Source organism: Pseudidiomarina terrestris (assembly GCF_030466375.1).
GTDB classification, from domain to species: domain Bacteria; phylum Pseudomonadota; class Gammaproteobacteria; order Enterobacterales; family Alteromonadaceae; genus Pseudidiomarina; species Pseudidiomarina terrestris.
The window spans coordinates 357,452-373,394 of the sequence record NZ_JAGGJE010000001.1 but is presented as its reverse complement, the minus strand read 5'-3'; the positions used below and the strand labels follow the sequence as shown (position 1 = coordinate 373,394).

Sequence of the window (15,943 nt, the reverse complement as noted above, 5' to 3'; positions counted from 1 at the left end):
GGTATGCGCCAGACCCGAAGTAAAACTTCGGGCAGCAGTTCCGGTAGCAACCAAATTATTTTTTCTTGATGAACTTCATCAAGCGCTTGCGTTTACGCAGCTGAGTGGTGGTGAGCTTATTCTTGCGACCGGCGAACGGATTCTCCGATTCGCGGAACTCAACTTTAATCGGCGTTCCCATGATCCCCAGCGACTTACGGAAATAGTTGGTCAGGTAACGTTGATAGGAACCTGGTAAATCTGTGACCTGATTGCCATGAATAATCACCCGGGGCGGATTGTAGCCACCCGCGTGAGCATATTTAAGCTTCACCCGGCGACCGCGCACCAAGGGGGGCTGATGCTCGTCAACCGCAGTTTCCAGGATACGGGTCAGTTTCGAAGTGCCAACCCGCTGTGTGGCACTGGCATAAGCTTCGAGCACCGATTCAAAGAGATTGCCAACACCGCTGCCATGCAAGGCAGAGATGAAGTGCACGCGGGCAAAATCGACAAAACCAAGACGGCGGTCGAGCTCACGCTTAATCTCTTCGCGATGATCATTTGTCAGACCATCCCACTTATTCACCGCGATAACAATGGAGCGTCCGGCATTCAGGGCAAAACCAATCAGGTTCAAATCCTGATCGGAAATCGTCTCCCGCGCATCGACCACGCAGATGACCACGTTGGCGTCGTCAATTGCCTGCAGGGTCTTAATGACCGAGAATTTTTCTACGGTTTCGTCGATTTTGCCGCGCCGGCGCACGCCAGCGGTATCGATCAAAATGTACTCGCGCCCATCACGTTCCATGGGGATGTAAATCGAGTCACGGGTGGTGCCTGGCATGTCAAACACCACCACCCGCTCTTCACCAAGAATACGGTTAGTGAGTGTTGACTTACCCACGTTCGGACGGCCGACAATAGCCAGCTTCAACGGCAGGCTGTCGTAGTCGATCTGGTCGTGGGTTAAATCCTCGCTCGCCTCGACGGCTTCGCCATCGACAGTAGCTTCAGCGGTTGCGCTGTTGGCCACCAAAAGCTCCGGGTAGTCATCCGTCAGCGGAGTAAAGCAGCGTGTCAGCAGCTGTTCAACGCCGCGTCCATGCGCAGCAGCGATACCATAAATCTCGCCTAAGCCCAGCTCGTAAAAATCCGCCTGCGCCGCTTCAGCGTCAATACCATCGATTTTATTCGCCACCACATACGCTTTCTTACCGATATTGCGCAGATGTTTGGCAATGCCCATGTCGGCGCTGGTGATGCCATCGCGGGCATCGACCATGAACAACACTACATCGGCTTCGTCGATAGCGCGCAGAGACTGCGACGCCATCTCGGCATCAATACCTTCCTCATCGCCATGAACACCGGCGGTGTCAATAACGATAAATTGATAACCATCGTAATTCGCGCGACCGTATTTACGATCGCGCGTCAGACCTGGGAAGTCTGCTACCAGTGCGTCCCTTGTTCGGGTAAGCCGGTTAAACAGGGTAGATTTGCCCACATTCGGGCGGCCGACCAAGGCCACAACAGGTAACATTCTTAGTTAGTCCTTACCGCGAGTAATGTGCCGTCGCGTGTTTGCAGATAAAGCTTGTCTTCGGCAACCACAGGTGCCACGTAGATGGGGTCACCCACATCTAAACGGCCTGCCATTTCACCGGTTTTTGCATCGATAAAGTGTAAGTAGCCAAAGTCGTCACCGACCACGATCTGGCCGTTGAAATAGACCGGAGCAGTCAGCTCGCGACCTTCTAAATCGTCATTGACCCAGTTTTCAATACCGCCGTCGGTATTAATGGCGTAGACGCGATCATCAACGTCGGTCACGTACAGGATCGAGCCTTGTAATGCCAGATTCTGGAAAGACGAATACTCGCGCTGCCAAATGACCCGGCCGTTGCGGATCTCTACGGCAGCCAGCTGGCCATTATAGGCGACGTTGTAAATGGTATTGCCACGCACTAAAGGTGTGCTGTCGACATCCACCAGTCGTTGTAATTCGGTGGCGCCTTTTGGCACCGCAAGACGCGTTTCCCAGGCCTGTTGACCATTGCTGGTGACCACGACGCTAAGTTTACCCGTGGCCGTACCAAAAATGGCACCACCTGACGCTAGCGTAGGTGATGCAGTGCCGCGCAAGGTGAGTGCCGGTACATCCGTTGGCAGACTCCACAGTGGCTCACCGTCATCCATCGAGAACGCAAAGATTTCGCCGTTGCCGGCGGCAACCACCGCGTGGGTCGCATCCAAAGCTGGATTCGAAAGAATTTCTGCGTTGATTTTTTGATGCCATAGCACCTGACCATCAGTAGCGTTGAGGGCAATCAAGTCACCGTTTTCCGTGCCCAACACGACCTTGTCGTTGTATTCGCTTAAACCGCCGCTAATCCGCAGCGACTCGGCCCGACCTAGCCAACCTTCGCCAGACTGGGCAAATTCAGCCTGCAAATCACGCTGCCAGACACGGTCGCCCGACTCGCGATCAAAAGCTGTGACCCGACCTGCGCGATCTGCTGCAATCACCAGGTTGTCAGAAACCACCGGGTTCAAGCGGGAGAAAAAGTCGTCAATACCGCCGCCGGCAGACTCATCCCAGACCACCTCAGGAGTTACGGTCTCATTAAAAGGTTGCAGTTCTTTGTAGGTGAGCTCGTCACCACCAAAGATTGAACAGCCGCTCAGGCTAAGTGCCACAGCTGCCAGGAGCGTGCCCTGCAGGTACTTAATTGGTTTCATGATGCCGCCGGAATGCTGTTGAGTTTCGTTTCAACAAGTACTGTTGAACCGTCGTCTTCTGCTGCCGCAATGGCGTCCTGATAAGCTTGACGCGCACCGCTGGTGTCGCCCTGCTCAAGCAAGATATCACCACGTAGCTCAGCTGCTTTGCTGGCAAAACCTGCTGCTGTGCTCACTTCTGTTAAAGCGTTAAGCGCCGCATCGTAATTCTGTTGCGCTAACAGCAAGCGCGCCTGACGCAAATCAGCAACGAACTTCAGTGCACCGCTCTGGTGATCACGCGCCGTTTGCAGAGCAGTAATCGCCGTCTCTAAATCACCTTTGTTAACCGCATCTTGTGCGAGTTCAAAAGCTGCTAAAGTCGCGTAAGTGCTGCCTTTTTCGTTTTCAACGAACTGTTTCGCCGCAGTGAGTGCTGCCTCGCCGTCCGTTTCCAGCTGGACCACGATCTGCTGATACTGTTCTGACTGAGCTTCTTGCGCTGCTACTGTTTGCGCATCGTAATAACGCCACCCGTAAAATAGTGCAAAACCTATCACCAGACCGGCAACGATACCCTTGCCATGCTCATTCCAGAAGGTTTTTAACTGCTCAATTTGTTGTTCTTCTGTTTCCATTTCGACCTCTGTATTAAAAACTAATGTTCGTTATCGCTCATGCCTTTACTGGGCTACGATGCTTGCTACGTCCGCAATAGTGGTTGCGATACGGTCGGCTTGTTCGCGGTCACGTAAATGCTTCACTTCATAATCATCGCCACGCACAATCACGGCGTAATCCGCACCGGATTTGTCCGCTTTGGCGAGCTTTTTCTTCATATTCTGACTGCCGCTATGCAACTGTACTTTCAATCCCTGCGCTTGGCTACGGAGATTTTCGGCAACAGCCGGCGCGATTAGTTCCGCGTCGTCATTCAGGGCAATCACGTAGACGTCAACGCTTTGATGGGCCGGGATCTTATCCTGCGACTCGAGCAATAGCACTAAACGCTCAATGCCCATCGCAAAACCCACGGCAGGCGTCGGCTTACCGCCCAGCTGTTCCACTAACCCATCGTAACGTCCGCCTGCGCAAACCGTGCCCTGGGCACCCAGTTCAGTGGTCACCCACTCAAATACCGTACGGTTGTAATAATCAAGGCCGCGCACCAGACGTTCGTTTAAGCGGTACTTAATTCCGGCCGCATCAAGGCGTTTGCATAAGCCCTCAAAGTGCTCCCGTGAGGCATCGTCCCAGTACTCAGATAATTTTGGCGCCTGTTCCAGCACCGCCTGCGTTTCTGGTGACTTACTATCCAGCACGCGCAACACGTTGGTGTCCAGACGACGCTTAGAGTCCTCGTCCAGGTTAGCTTCGTGGGCACGTAAAAATTCACGTAGAGCTTCGCGATAATTTGCGCGCGCTTCGTTCGACGCCAGTGAGTTCAGTTGCAATTCCACCTGTTCGCTAATGCCAAAGGCTTGCCATAAACGAGCGGAGAAGAGAATGACTTCAGCGTCGATATCAGGGCCGTCCATGCCAAAGGCTTCCAGACCAAACTGGTTGAACTGACGGTAGCGACCTTTCTGTGGGCGTTCATGGCGGAACATCGGGCCCATGTACCACAACCGTTGGGTCTGATTGAACAGCAAGCCGTGTTCATTGCCGGCCCGCACACAGCTGGCAGTGCCTTCCGGGCGCAAGGTCAGGCTGTCACCGTTGCGATCGTCAAAGGTGTACATTTCTTTTTCGACGATATCAGTGACTTCACCAATGGAGCGCTTGAACAGATCGGTGCTTTCCAGCACCGGCATCCGAATTTCCTGGTAGGTGTAGGCTGCTGCGACGTCGCGCAGCACGCGCTCGACATACTGCCAGGCCGGGCTTTGGCTGGGCAGGATGTCGTTCATTCCACGAATTGCTTGAATAGTTTTGGCCACGAGCTAACTTACCGTTTCGTTTAAATTCAAAAATGGCGGGTAGTATACCGCAGCTTTACGCTTGCTTCACAGGAATCTGTTCGGCTTCCAGCTGTTTCACACGGGCACGGATGTGGCGTTCGAGCTGATCAACTAAATCTTTGTTGTCGAGGCGCTCTTTCTGCCGCTCACCGCCGATGTAAAACCCGCTTTTGTTCTTCGCTCCAGCCAGGCCGATTTCAGCAATCAGGGCTTCTCCCGGACCGTTGACGACACAACCAATAATAGAAACATCCATTGCTGTGGTCACGTCTTCCAGGCGCTGCTCGAGGGCATTAACGGTATTGATCACGTCAAATTCCTGGCGTGAACAGCTTGGGCAGGCGATAAAGTTAATACCGCGACTGCGAATACGCAGAGATTTTAAGATATCGAAGCCAACTTTGACTTCTTCAACGGGATCCGCAGCCAGTGAGATACGCAAGGTATCGCCGATGCCTTCTGCTAACAGCATGCCTAAGCCAATGGAGGATTTCACCGAACCGCTACGCAGACCACCCGCTTCGGTGATACCAAGGTGGAGCGGCTGCTCAATTTGTTTTGCCAGCAGGCGATAGGAATCCACCGCCAGAAACACGTCAGATGCTTTTACACTGACTTTGAAGTCCTGGAAGTTGAGACGGTCCAGAATATCGACATGGCGCATCGCCGACTCGACCAGCGCTGCTGGCGTTGGCTCGCCATACTTTTCCTGTAAATCTTTCTCTAATGAACCGCCGTTAACGCCGATACGAATCGGGATGTTGCGGTCACGTGCGGCATCAACTACCGCGCGAATACGTTGCTCGTTGCCAATGTTGCCGGGATTGATACGCAGGCAATCGACACCGTACTCAGCTACCTTCAGCGCGATGCGATAATCGAAGTGAATGTCTGCCACCAACGGCACCGGGCTTTGTTGCTTAATAAATTTAAAAGCTTCTGCGGCGTCCATGGTCGGCACCGACACCCGCACGATATCGGCACCTGCAGCGGCAATCGCCTGCACCTGCCGGACGGTCGCTTCCACGTCAGTAGTTTCGGTATTCGTCATCGACTGTACAGCGATAGGGGCACCATCGCCAATGGGTACATTGCCGACATAAATGCGTCGTGAGGGACGACGTTTTATAGGATTCTCATGCATCATTTTGGGTACTTCGTTTCGGTCAGTCGAGCGTCAGTGTCACGCTGCGATCACGTACATAATTGTCTAAGTTCACAGCGTCACCGCGATAAGTGATGTTCACTGCTTCAGGTCTGCACAAGATGATAGCAAAAGGCGGCTCGCCCGTCAGCGGCATGCGATAACCTGCAGCTTTCACACCAATGGCAATGTCTTCGCCGGTGGCGTCGGTAACTTTTACCCAGCACGCTTCGTTGAAGGTAAATACCAGCTGTTCTGCCGCCGGAGCGGGCTCAGCAGCAGCCGACTGGGCCTGCGGTTCGGCTGCGCTTGCGATGGACGGTTGCTCATTCAGCTCTGCTGCCGTGTCGCTTGCGTTCTCTGTGGTATCTGTGGTGTCTGTGGTGTCTGTGGTGTCGTCAGCCAACTCAGACAAACTTTCGTTGTCATTGAGCGACAGGCCGGCAGGACTGGTATCATCCGTTTCCGGCTGCGTCAGAGTGGGTGGCGCGTTGGGGGTTTGCGCGGATTCCACCGACACCGTCGATGTGTCGCCTGCGGCCACGTCTTCTTCAGTTAAACGCTGCTGCGACGAACCATTTCGCTGTCGCACGACTTGCGGGATGGCGCCTGTATCCTCGCGCAGTTGCTGGGCTTCCTGCTCTGTTGGCGCATCATCACTGCCGGTAATGGTGCTGAAGCTGAAATTGCTCTCCTGCCACCACCAGATAAGTACCATCGCAATCACAACAATGATGATGCCGTAGCTCATCATCATCAGACGATTGTCATTACGCTCTTTGACCTTACGTCGTGAAAAGCTTTGCATCTGCACCGTGTTCGGCGCAACGTGCTCATGGCCATGGGCGCGATAGGCAGCGAAAACCTCGTTTTCGTCAAGCTCCAGCGCTTTGGCGATTGAACGCAGGTAGCCACGGACAAAGGTTGCCGAAGCGAGCTTGTCAAATTCATCGGATTCAATAAACTGCACCACAACCAGACGTAGGCGCAAATTATCTGCGACCTGCTGTTGCGTCAGTCCCTTCGCCTCGCGGGCTTGCTTAATTAAATGCCCGGGCGAAATCGAGTCCGGCTGTTCCGGCTCGTGCTGGTTTTTCTCAAAAAGATCATTATCCGTGGTCATGGGCTACTTCGTTATGAATTAGGTTCTGAAGTCCGCGCTTGATAGTCACGCGCCTGGCGCGACTCGGGAAAGCGCGATAATAGTAGTTCGATAAAACTTAATTGCCGGACTTTATTATTCTGTTGCTTAGCCAGCTCGATCTCGAGCCATAAATACTGCGCTGATAATTGCGGCAAATCGGCACGTCTGGCGAGTACCTGCGCCAGCTGTTCAAACCGTCCCTGTTCTAACAATACCGTAGCGTAACTTTCAAGAATAGTGCTATTTCGGCCACTGTGATTCAAGGCGCGCTGAAAGTACTCATCTGACTTTTGAATATCACCGGCTTTGGCAGCACATCGGGCCGCATTCTCGTAGGTCGATGCTACTTTGACATAATCAGGAATTGCCAGGGCCTGACGAAAATATTGATCGGCTTCGGCAAAACGCCCCATGGTACAGAGCAAGGCACCAAGGTTGTTGTACGTATCACCGTTATCAGGTTGCAGGCGAATGGCATTGCGGTAGTAACGTTCGGCGTTCTCGTACTCTTTTACCTGCTGGTAATAATACGCCAGAGCGGTATGAACGGATGGGTTTTCCGGAGTGTAGTCACGAGCACGCTCGAGATTGGCGCGGGCCTGCTGATAGTTGCCAGACTGCAGGTATTGTAACCCCAATGCCAGGCGCGTATCGGCGGCTTCCTGAGCGTTAAACTGCTGTGCTGGCTGATCTTTACCATCAACCGTGCGCTGGCTCACGCATCCCACCGCCAGAAAAGCTAAACTGGCCACTAGCAAACTTCGCTGGAGTCGTCGCATTACAGGTCCTCTTAGGTTGTTCGCAATGCTACCCTGAACCGTCCCGCATGCCTACGCCAGCGCTGCATATTTACGAAACCTTGACGTCGATTCCGTTACCACCACGCTGGGCTTGCTGCTTCTTCAGGATTCGTTTCGTGCGGTCAATGACGTCGCCGACCAACTGGCCACACGCAGCATCGATATCATCGCCACGAGTTTTCCGCACTGTGACGATATAGCCTTTTTCTATCAGAACCTTAGCAAAGCGGTCAATGCGAGAATTACTGGAACGACCGTGGTCGTTACCCGGGAATGGGTTAAATGGAATCAAGTTGATTTTGCAGGGCGTGTCTTTTAGCAATTGCGCCAGCTCTGCGGCTTGATCCATCGAATCATTCACGTGATCGAGCATAACATACTCAATAGTGATGTTCTTATTTGCTTTTGAGCCATCAATGTAATGGCGGCTGGCTTCCAGAAACTCCTGAATATTGTACTTCTGGTTGATAGGTACAATCTCATTACGCAGTTCATCATTCGGCGCGTGTAAGCTAATCGCCAAAGCGATATCAATTTCTTCTTTTAGCTTATACAGCGCAGGGACGACGCCAGATGTACTCAGCGTGACACGGCGCTTGGATAAGCCAAAGGCGTTGTCATCGAGCATCAGCTCCATTGCCGGAACCACATTCTTCAAATTCAGCAGAGGTTCTCCCATGCCCATCATGACGACGTTGGTCACGGCTTTGATGCCAGTTTCACCGTAGGCGCCCAGCAACTTGTTCACCCGCCAGACCTGACCGATGATTTCTGCAACTCTTAAATTACGATTAAAGCCTTGTTGGCCGGTACTGCAGAAAGTGCATTCCAGCGCACAGCCGACCTGCGAGCTGACACATAAAGTCGCGCGGTCAGCTTCCGGGATCCAGACGGATTCAACATCCTGACCATCAAACAGCGTCATTGCGAACTTGATGGTACCGTCGCTCGACTGTTGCTGCATGCGCACTTCTGGTGCCCGAATCTCAGCGATTTGCTTAAGCTTTTCCCGCAACCCCTTGTTCAGGTTGGTCATGTCATCGAAGTTGTCGACACAGTAGTGATACAACCATTTCATCACCTGATCGGCACGAAAAGGTTTCTCACCAAGCTCCTTGAAAAACTCGCGCATAGCCTGGCGATTCAAGTCAAGGAGGTTCACTTTTTTGTCAACTGCGTTCATATAGACCTATAACCTAAAAGCGTTATTCGTAATTAAAGCGTTCGCTTCGCTGTCGTAACAGCGAAGCGCCCGAAACATAGCTGTTACACTATGCAAGTTTGTCTTAGCGAGTACGCGCGCAGATTTCTTCATCAGAGAAGAAGTATGCGATTTCGCGTGCTGCAGACTCTACCGCGTCAGAACCGTGAACCGCGTTCTCGTCGATAGTTTCAGCATAGTCAGCGCGTAGCGTTCCTGCCAGTGCTTCCGTTGGGTTCGTTGCACCCATGATTTCACGGTGACGCAGAACGGCATTTTCGCCTTCCAGTACGCTGACCATGATAGGACCAGAAGTCATGAACTCAACCAGCGCGCCAAAGAAAGGACGCTCTTTGTGTTCAGCGTAGAAGCCTTCAGCTTGTTCTTTGCTCAAGTGCATCATTTTCGCAGCAACGATACGCAGACCAGTGGTCTCGAAACGGTTGTAGATACCGCCGATAACGTTTTTGCCAACTGCGTCTGGTTTGATAATAGATAAAGTACGTTCTAAAGCCATGATTTTCTCCACTATGCTTTAAGTTTGGATGCTTAGAATTGAAGTCGCGCGGATTATACATGTTTGCAGAACTGACTGCCACCGCTGTTACTGCGGTGGCATTGCCGATTTTAGTTGAGGAGTCTTACTTCAAACATTGGACTCTCGCTATAGGGCGAGGTGATAATTATTTCATGGTTTCCTGCGGTGATCTTGTACCCGTCAATTAATCTTTCATAGCTCGCTGGGCCGCCGGCCGTTTGTAATGCGGTTAGAATCTCCACCTCAGAGCCTTTAAAACGGTAGTTTAACGTTGGAGCTGGAGTGCGGGTGCCAAATTTCGGCTGCACCCAGCCCTGTTGATAATCACCATCGTCAAAGCCTTTATAAAGCGTTCGCGTGGCTGCTAAGCTCGACTGGATTATCAGGGAAAAGGTGTCGAGTTCTGGGTGTGTGAACTCACAGCTGTCGAGACCGCTATCCCCCGCTATGCAAGATGAGTTAGAGACATCTGGGGCAAGATGCCAGTTGAGTTGAATCTCATCATTGGCTTCTGCCCCAATAGTTTTTATCAGGTCAAAAACATAGAGCTCAACGGTTTCACTTTCTGGCGCAAACACCAGTCGCCTATGCACGTATTGAGTTTCGGCGAGTTCACCAAATGTGTAGCATCCACTTGCAATGCAAGCAGCCTCGATGACTTCGGCTTCATTCTCAACTCTGATAAGCCCATTGATAATTGGCACATTATGAGACAATTTACTGTCGAAGAATACGCGCTCTCGGCCTTGGTACAGGTAGGGGCCACCAGCGTCGACGAAAATCTCATGTCCATTTAAAGCATAGGTCACATGACCGGCATCGTGGTGACCGTGGGAAATTTTTGGCAAACCGAAATCTACCAGAGCATACTGCTCAATGCTAACCCCCGTTGAGCTGTTTGGCCTTAAAATAACCACGCCCTCAGTTTCTTCTATGTAAGCTCGCTCAAGTGATTCTGTGTTTACCGTACCCGAAGCTCGATCAAAGTACTCGGAGTCGAGGTTGCCGTTGGCTATTATCGTATTCAGTCTTCTGAGAAATGATTTTACTCCGAAGTTTGTATCACCCATCGCCGGAGCCCCGCCATTGCGGTAGAGCAGATGCGCTGCCGCATCCACCATCCTGTTCAAGCGCTCGAGATTTGTGTCTGTATTTGAATTTTGGATCCTCTGCAAGAACTGACTGGCGCTTATGAATAGTTCCATCGCGACAAAGTGATAACCTGTCGACTGCTCACGCGAGAAACCAGTTTCTGGAACCACCATCGAGGTGAAGAGGGTTTCAATCCGTTCTCGTGCGGCTGCAGCGTAATCAGTTTCCGCAAACACGTCTGGCATTATCAGAACCAGATTTAACAGCGAAACAGAGTGGAACATACTGTGGTTGTGAGAATAATAGGCGTCTAAATCAAGTAGGTACCTAAGCTCTGCAGCATGATCTTCCAGATTTGCCTGAACCCACGCTGACTCTTCAGTGGTTAGCTCATTCTTTAAAAATTGTTGGTAAAAATAACTGATAACATCGACTCTTACAGCTACCGAATGATCGTTCCAACTCATGTAGTTAACTGGGTTGTGTCTTGGAGACTTGGCAAGATAATCTAGGATCAACCTTTTGATCTCATCGCGGTACTGCTGCTCTCCGGTCTGCGCATAATAATATTCGTAAGCATGGAGCCAAGCGAGAGAGTGGTAATAGAGTAACCAGGTATTGTTATTAAAAGGGTCTTCTGACCAGTCAGGGTTAAGAGGGATTGTCCACCCCGGGAAACTAGTCCAGTTCAGCAGAAATTCTCGCTCATTAACTACATCATCGGCCCTACCTTCCCGATACCAAATTGAGCGGATGGTATTATAGAGCTCATTTGGCTCAGGTGTGTTTGAGTAAACATAGTCGAGGGTCAGTTCTTCGCCGTTAAGGACGAATACGAGCTTTTCTGAGCTTGGGATTAGATAGTTAGGGGTTGCATTGTTGTCACTTGGTGTATAGGTCCAGTTGACTATTCGTTCATTGGTGTTTCCGGAAAGAGTAGCTAGCTCTTCACGCTCTCCACTCGTTCGCTGGACCAGCACCTTGACCATCGATTCTTGTAACGGCAACAAAAGTTCAAGTGTGACTGCGTAGCCTGACCCTTCCACCAGATGTTCCTTGGCTAACCTCGCTGACTTAAACCCGTTGTGAAGTTGAATCGTGACCCGAGTGGGGGCCGATGTCGCATTAGCAGTAACGACACGGTATGAAAACTCCTCATCGACCTCTTGCTCTGGAGCTGTATAAGTGAGCGTTCGTGATGTCACCTGGATTGAGCCTGATTTTGGCCCCTCGACCACCTCTAAACGGACGAAGTCATCCACCTGATCATTGCTCAACACATCAAGTTCTAAAGTTTCGACCCAGCTCTCCTCAAACATATCAGCTGCCGTTACTAAGCTCGGTGGGGTTTCAGGGCGCTGTTCTTCACTTCCACCACAACCTGACAGGTAAGCCAAAATAAATACAATGCAAAAAATACGTTTCATCATCTCATTCGTCATGTTGAGTTTTTATTAAATATATCATTTTACCTCATCGAGAAACATAAAATTAGCGCCACTACTGTATTGGTGTTGCCATTTATGATATAGATATCTAAACGTCTATTAGGAGTAACGTATGACTCAACAAATTACATTAGCTGGCGGTTGTTTTTGGTGCATCGAAGGGGCTTTTAAGCAAGTCCGAGGTGTTTTAAAGGCTGAGTCTGGCTACGCTGGCGGGCACAAAGAGAACCCTACCTACGAGCAGGTGTGCGCTGGCGAGACGGGTCATGCTGAAGTCGTGCAAATCACCTTTGAGCCTACGGCGCTCTCGACTCGTGAAATTTTGGAGATTTTCTTTGCCCTTCATGACCCTACCCAGTTAAATCGCCAAGGTAATGATGTTGGCACCCAATACCGTTCGGCTATTTTTTATCAGAGCGAAGAGCAGCGTGTTGCGGCGGAAGATATTATTGCGGAAATGCGTGACGAGGGAACCTGGAACGATGAGATCGTGACGGAAATCGAGCCGCTGGAAAAGTTTTGGCCCGCCGAGGACTATCACGATAATTACGTTGAGCGTAATCCGCAAAATGCCTATTGTCAGGCTGTGGTCAGCCCCAAGCTTGCGAAGTTCAAACGTACTTTTGCCGAAAAGCTCGAGTAAAGCTGTTCGCCATCCACCCTCGAAGTGGATGGCATCTCTCACATAATCTAGAAAGGGCTGCCCTTGGTAATTGGGCCGCCCTTTTTTAGAAGGGCTGCCCTTTCTGATTGGGCCTGCCCTTTTTTGGGAGGGCTGCCCTTTCTTTTCTAGTGGTTTTCTTTGACCATGTTGACGGTGTATTTGGGGATTTCGACGACCAGGTCTTCGCCATTGAGGCGAGCCTGGCAGCTGAGGCGTGAGTCGGGGTCGAGGCCCCAGGCTTTGTCCAGCATGTCATCTTCATCATCGTTAATTTCAGCGAGTGAGTCATAACCTTCGCGCACGTACACGTGGCAGGTCGTGCAAGCACAGACTTTCTCACAGGCATGTTCAATGCCAATACCGTTGCGCAACGCAACGTCGAGGACAGTTTCGCCGTCACTTGCTTCTACTGCGGTTCCCTCAGGGCATAGCTCATCATGGGGTAAGAATACGATTTTTGGCATTACTATTACCTCGGACTAAAGTTCGTTGACATTACTGCCAGACAGCGCTTTGCGAATTCCGGCATCCATGCGGCGTGCGGCGAAATCTTCGCTGGCTTGGTCGACAGCTTCAATGGCTTTCTCGATAGCATCGGCGCTGGTGCCGGCTCGGGCTGTGCGTAACGCTGACATCGCATTGTCGAGACGTTCCCGCTCTTGTTCATCAAGCAGCTCGCCATCAGCAGCTAATGCGCTGCTGAGCGCTTCCAGGACCCGATCGGCTTCGACCTGCTGTTCACGTAACATACGGGCCGCCATATCTTCCTGGGCATTGCTCATTGATGACTGAATCATACTGGAAATATCTTCATCCTTCAGGCCATAAGACGGTTTGACTTGAATCGAAGCGCTTACGCCACTGGATTTCTCCATAGCTGTAACACTCAGCAAGCCGTCCGCATCCACCTGAAAGGTGACCCGTATGTGGGCTGCACCAGCGGCCATCGGCGGGATATCACTGAGCACGAAGCGGGCTAAAGAACGACAGTCATCAACCAGCTCGCGCTCGCCCTGTACGACATGAATCATCATCGCCGTCTGGCCGTCTTTAAAGGTGGTAAATTCTTGCGCTTTAGCGACTGGAATGGTGGTGTTGCGGTCAACAACTTTTTCGACCAGCCCACCCATGGTTTCCAATCCTAACGATAACGGAATGACATCGAGCAACAGCATGTCGGAGTCTGGCTTATTGCCTGCCAGAATGTCCGCCTGCACTGCAGCGCCGATAGCCACGACCTGATCGGGATCAATAGATGTCAGTGGTGCGCGACCGAAAAATTCTCCGACAGCCTCGCGCACACGTGGTACCCGGGTGGAACCGCCGACCATGACGATTTCAAGCACTTCGTCCGCCTTCACGCCGGCGTCTTTCAGTGCCCGTCGGCAGTTCAGCAGAGTGCGTCGCACCAAGGGTTCAATTAACGCGTCGAGCTGTTCCCGGGTCAGTGTCGTACGTAACTGCGAACCAGCGGTGATGCCTTCAATGCTGCTGCCAGGAGTGACGGTGACCGCGGTGCTGTCGGCATCGGTCAGAGCTTCTTTTGCCGCTTTCGCGGCGTTGATTAGGTCGCGCTCGAAACGGGCCGGCACATCACCGGGTAAGTCCCATTCGGCTTTTAAGTGATTGACGATAAGCTGGTCGAAGTCATCGCCGCCAAGGGCGCTGTCTCCGCCGGTGGCCAGAACTTCAAATACCCCGCCCTGCAAGCGCAACAGCGAAATATCAAAGGTACCGCCGCCTAAGTCATAAACCGCGATCAAACCTTCCTGGCCCGAATCCAAACCGTAGGCTACCGCCGCTGCGGTGGGCTCGTTCAATAAGCGCAACACGTTGAGTCCAGCCAGCTGCGCAGCGTCTTTCGTGCTCTGCCGTTGGGCATCATCAAAATAGGCTGGAACCGTAATGACCACGCCGGTGAGCTCGCCACCAAGCGCTGCCTGCGCACGGGCAGACAAGGTGCGTAAGATATCTGCAGACACTTCGACGGCATTTTTTTCGCCGGCAGCCGTGTGAAAGACTGGCACGCCGTTGTCTGTTTCGCTCATGCGATAGGGTAAGTTGGAAAAGTTGCGCTGCACATCGGCCACGGTGCGGCCAATAAAACGCTTTACTGAAACGATGGTGTTTTCTGTTTCGATGGAGGCATCGGCATGCTTTGCTAATGCTTCATGTCCGGTGAGAACTTCGTCGGCACCGTAGTAGACAACTGACGGCAAGATTGCGCGCCCTTGTTCATCTGTTAATACTTGAGATTCACTGCTACGGACCGTCGCTACCAATGAGTTGGTCGTCCCGAGGTCAATGCCTGCAGCCAGGCGGTGTTGGTGCGGTGCGGTGCTTTGTCCAGGTTCTGCGATTTGCAGTAATGCCATTGAAAACCTCGTTAATCGTTATTCGTACGCGTCGCTGTTGCTTATTCGTCTTCCAACGCTTCTAGTTCGCGGCCCAGCTTTTGCATAAACTTAAGCTTACGAATGGTATCGGCAGCCTCTTCATTGGCGTTCGCTTCGATCTGCTGCTCTAAGGTGTTTTGCAACAGTTTCGTTTCTCGCTCGAGGTCCGCGAAAGCTTCGTCAATCGCTGCAAAATCACCGACGTTCAGCTCTTCAACCCGCTCGCGCCATGCCATTTGCGCCATCAGAAATTCAGGATCCTGCAAGGTTTTTTGTTCATGCTGCATATCCACACCACGCAGCGAAACAATGTATTCGGCACGCAGCAAGGGATCGCGCAGCGTGTGATACGCATCATTCAACTGCGATGTGCGCTGCACGGCCAGCAGTTTGTCGCGCTCACTGGCGTTGGCGAAACGGTCGGGATGCATGGCCTGTTGCAGCTTGCGGTAGCGCAGCTGCAAATCGGCCAGATCAAGAGCATAAACCGGGGTGATATCGAACAATTCGAAATGGTTCATGCTCAAACGTTAAAGCTCTCGCCACAACCGCACTCGCCTTTCGCGTTCGGGTTGTTGAACTCAAAGCCCTCGTTCAGACCTTCTTTGACGAAATCAAGTTCAGTACCGTCAAGGTACACGAGACTCTTGCCGTCAATGATGATCTTCACACCTCTTTCTTCAAAAACGGTATCGGTTTCGTCAACTTCGTCAACGAACTCCATTACATAGGCAAGGCCTGAGCACCCGGTGGTTTTTACGCCCAAACGGATGCCCTCACCTTTACCGCGCTGTTCCAAAAACGAGCGGGCACGTTGTGCCGCTGCTTCGGTCATGGTAATTGCCATTG

Annotated in this window: 15 protein-coding genes; 1 reads left to right on the top strand and 14 read right to left on the bottom strand. The window is 51.8% G+C overall.

Annotated elements, in window-relative coordinates; all coding sequences use genetic code 11:
• Nucleotides 1–55: 55 nt before the first annotated feature.
• The 10 genes from der to J6J28_RS01720 all read right to left on the bottom strand — a co-directional run bounded on the left by der (nucleotide 56) and on the right by J6J28_RS01720 (nucleotide 12,016).
• Nucleotides 56–1,528, bottom strand: a complete 1,473-nt coding sequence (gene der, locus J6J28_RS01765; RefSeq protein ID WP_301719573.1) for a ribosome biogenesis GTPase Der — start codon at nucleotides 1,526–1,528, stop codon at nucleotides 56–58.
• A 2-nt stretch (nucleotides 1,529–1,530) separates the two neighbouring features.
• Nucleotides 1,531–2,727 (bottom strand): outer membrane protein assembly factor BamB, encoded by a 1,197-nt coding sequence (gene bamB / locus J6J28_RS01760; protein ID WP_301719572.1) that lies wholly within the window; start codon nucleotides 2,725–2,727, stop codon nucleotides 1,531–1,533.
• Complete coding sequence (locus J6J28_RS01755; protein ID WP_301719571.1) at nucleotides 2,724–3,344, bottom strand: YfgM family protein; 621 nt, start codon at nucleotides 3,342–3,344, stop codon at nucleotides 2,724–2,726. The genes bamB and J6J28_RS01755 overlap by 4 nt, the downstream gene beginning before the upstream one ends.
• Nucleotides 3,345–3,389: 45 nt before the next feature.
• On the bottom strand, nucleotides 3,390–4,646 hold the full coding sequence (gene hisS, locus J6J28_RS01750) for a histidine--tRNA ligase (RefSeq protein ID WP_301719570.1): 1,257 nt from the start codon (nucleotides 4,644–4,646) through the stop codon (nucleotides 3,390–3,392).
• Nucleotides 4,647–4,701: 55 nt separating this feature from the next.
• The gene (ispG, locus tag J6J28_RS01745) at nucleotides 4,702–5,814 is read right to left on the bottom strand and encodes a flavodoxin-dependent (E)-4-hydroxy-3-methylbut-2-enyl-diphosphate synthase (protein WP_301719569.1); all 1,113 of its coding nucleotides are present in this window, start codon (nucleotides 5,812–5,814) and stop codon (nucleotides 4,702–4,704) included.
• 19 nt (nucleotides 5,815–5,833) lie between these two features.
• A complete protein-coding gene (locus tag J6J28_RS01740; protein WP_301719568.1) occupies nucleotides 5,834–6,934 on the bottom strand; it encodes a RodZ domain-containing protein in 1,101 nt (366 codons plus the stop codon).
• 11 nt (nucleotides 6,935–6,945) lie between these two features.
• A complete protein-coding gene (pilW, locus tag J6J28_RS01735; protein WP_301719567.1) occupies nucleotides 6,946–7,734 on the bottom strand; it encodes a type IV pilus biogenesis/stability protein PilW in 789 nt (262 codons plus the stop codon).
• Nucleotides 7,735–7,804: 70 nt separating this feature from the next.
• Nucleotides 7,805–8,938 carry a dual-specificity RNA methyltransferase RlmN gene (gene rlmN / locus J6J28_RS01730; protein WP_301719566.1) on the bottom strand — a complete coding sequence of 378 codons (1,134 nt, stop codon included), beginning with the start codon at nucleotides 8,936–8,938 and terminating at the stop codon, nucleotides 7,805–7,807.
• Between the two features lie 103 nt (nucleotides 8,939–9,041).
• Nucleotides 9,042–9,473, bottom strand: coding sequence for a nucleoside-diphosphate kinase (gene ndk, locus J6J28_RS01725; RefSeq protein WP_301719565.1), 432 nt, complete (start codon nucleotides 9,471–9,473; stop codon nucleotides 9,042–9,044).
• Nucleotides 9,474–9,583: 110 nt separating this feature from the next.
• Nucleotides 9,584–12,016 carry a heparinase II/III domain-containing protein gene (locus J6J28_RS01720; RefSeq protein WP_301719564.1) on the bottom strand — a complete coding sequence of 811 codons (2,433 nt, stop codon included), beginning with the start codon at nucleotides 12,014–12,016 and terminating at the stop codon, nucleotides 9,584–9,586.
• A gap of 130 nt (nucleotides 12,017–12,146) precedes the next feature.
• On the opposite strand from J6J28_RS01720, the gene msrA reads away from it, so the two are divergent.
• Nucleotides 12,147–12,677, top strand: a complete 531-nt coding sequence (msrA, locus tag J6J28_RS01715) for a peptide-methionine (S)-S-oxide reductase MsrA (RefSeq protein WP_301719563.1) — start codon at nucleotides 12,147–12,149, stop codon at nucleotides 12,675–12,677.
• 146 nt (nucleotides 12,678–12,823) lie between these two features.
• Here msrA and fdx read toward each other — a convergent pair whose 3' ends face one another.
• From fdx to iscA, 4 genes are read right to left on the bottom strand one after another with little or no spacing between them, the layout of a single operon-like run.
• Nucleotides 12,824–13,162, bottom strand: a complete 339-nt coding sequence (gene fdx, locus J6J28_RS01710) for an ISC system 2Fe-2S type ferredoxin (protein ID WP_301719562.1) — start codon at nucleotides 13,160–13,162, stop codon at nucleotides 12,824–12,826.
• A 15-nt stretch (nucleotides 13,163–13,177) separates the two neighbouring features.
• Entirely contained in the window at nucleotides 13,178–15,073 is a 1,896-nt protein-coding gene (gene hscA / locus J6J28_RS01705; protein WP_301719561.1) for a Fe-S protein assembly chaperone HscA, read from the bottom strand.
• Nucleotides 15,074–15,114: 41 nt separating this feature from the next.
• A complete protein-coding gene (gene hscB / locus J6J28_RS01700) occupies nucleotides 15,115–15,615 on the bottom strand; it encodes a co-chaperone HscB (RefSeq protein ID WP_301719560.1) in 501 nt (166 codons plus the stop codon).
• Nucleotides 15,616–15,617: 2 nt separating this feature from the next.
• Entirely contained in the window at nucleotides 15,618–15,941 is a 324-nt protein-coding gene (gene iscA / locus J6J28_RS01695) for an iron-sulfur cluster assembly protein IscA (protein ID WP_301719559.1), read from the bottom strand.
• Between the last annotated feature and the right edge of the window lie 2 nt (nucleotides 15,942–15,943).

Bases quoted from the DNA above. Each gene is read 5' to 3' on its own strand.
- J6J28_RS01740 (WP_301719568.1), bottom strand. From the start codon at position 6,934: ATGACCACGGATAATGATCTTTTTGAGAAAAACCAGCACGAGCCGGAA.
- J6J28_RS01755 (WP_301719571.1), bottom strand. From the start codon at position 3,344: ATGGAAACAGAAGAACAACAAATTGAGCAGTTAAAAACCTTCTGGAAT.
- ndk (WP_301719565.1), bottom strand. From the start codon at position 9,473: ATGGCTTTAGAACGTACTTTATCTATTATCAAACCAGACGCAGTTGGC.
- msrA (WP_301719563.1), top strand. From the start codon at position 12,147: ATGACTCAACAAATTACATTAGCTGGCGGTTGTTTTTGGTGCATCGAA.
- fdx (WP_301719562.1), bottom strand. From the start codon at position 13,162: ATGCCAAAAATCGTATTCTTACCCCATGATGAGCTATGCCCTGAGGGA.
- iscA (WP_301719559.1), bottom strand. From the start codon at position 15,941: ATGGCAATTACCATGACCGAAGCAGCGGCACAACGTGCCCGCTCGTTT.
- bamB (WP_301719572.1), bottom strand. From the start codon at position 2,727: ATGAAACCAATTAAGTACCTGCAGGGCACGCTCCTGGCAGCTGTGGCA.
- hscA (WP_301719561.1), bottom strand. From the start codon at position 15,073: ATGGCATTACTGCAAATCGCAGAACCTGGACAAAGCACCGCACCGCAC.
- pilW (WP_301719567.1), bottom strand. From the start codon at position 7,734: ATGCGACGACTCCAGCGAAGTTTGCTAGTGGCCAGTTTAGCTTTTCTG.
- hscB (WP_301719560.1), bottom strand. From the start codon at position 15,615: ATGAACCATTTCGAATTGTTCGATATCACCCCGGTTTATGCTCTTGAT.
- ispG (WP_301719569.1), bottom strand. From the start codon at position 5,814: ATGATGCATGAGAATCCTATAAAACGTCGTCCCTCACGACGCATTTAT.
- J6J28_RS01720 (WP_301719564.1), bottom strand. From the start codon at position 12,016: ATGATGAAACGTATTTTTTGCATTGTATTTATTTTGGCTTACCTGTCA.
- der (WP_301719573.1), bottom strand. From the start codon at position 1,528: ATGTTACCTGTTGTGGCCTTGGTCGGCCGCCCGAATGTGGGCAAATCT.
- rlmN (WP_301719566.1), bottom strand. From the start codon at position 8,938: ATGAACGCAGTTGACAAAAAAGTGAACCTCCTTGACTTGAATCGCCAG.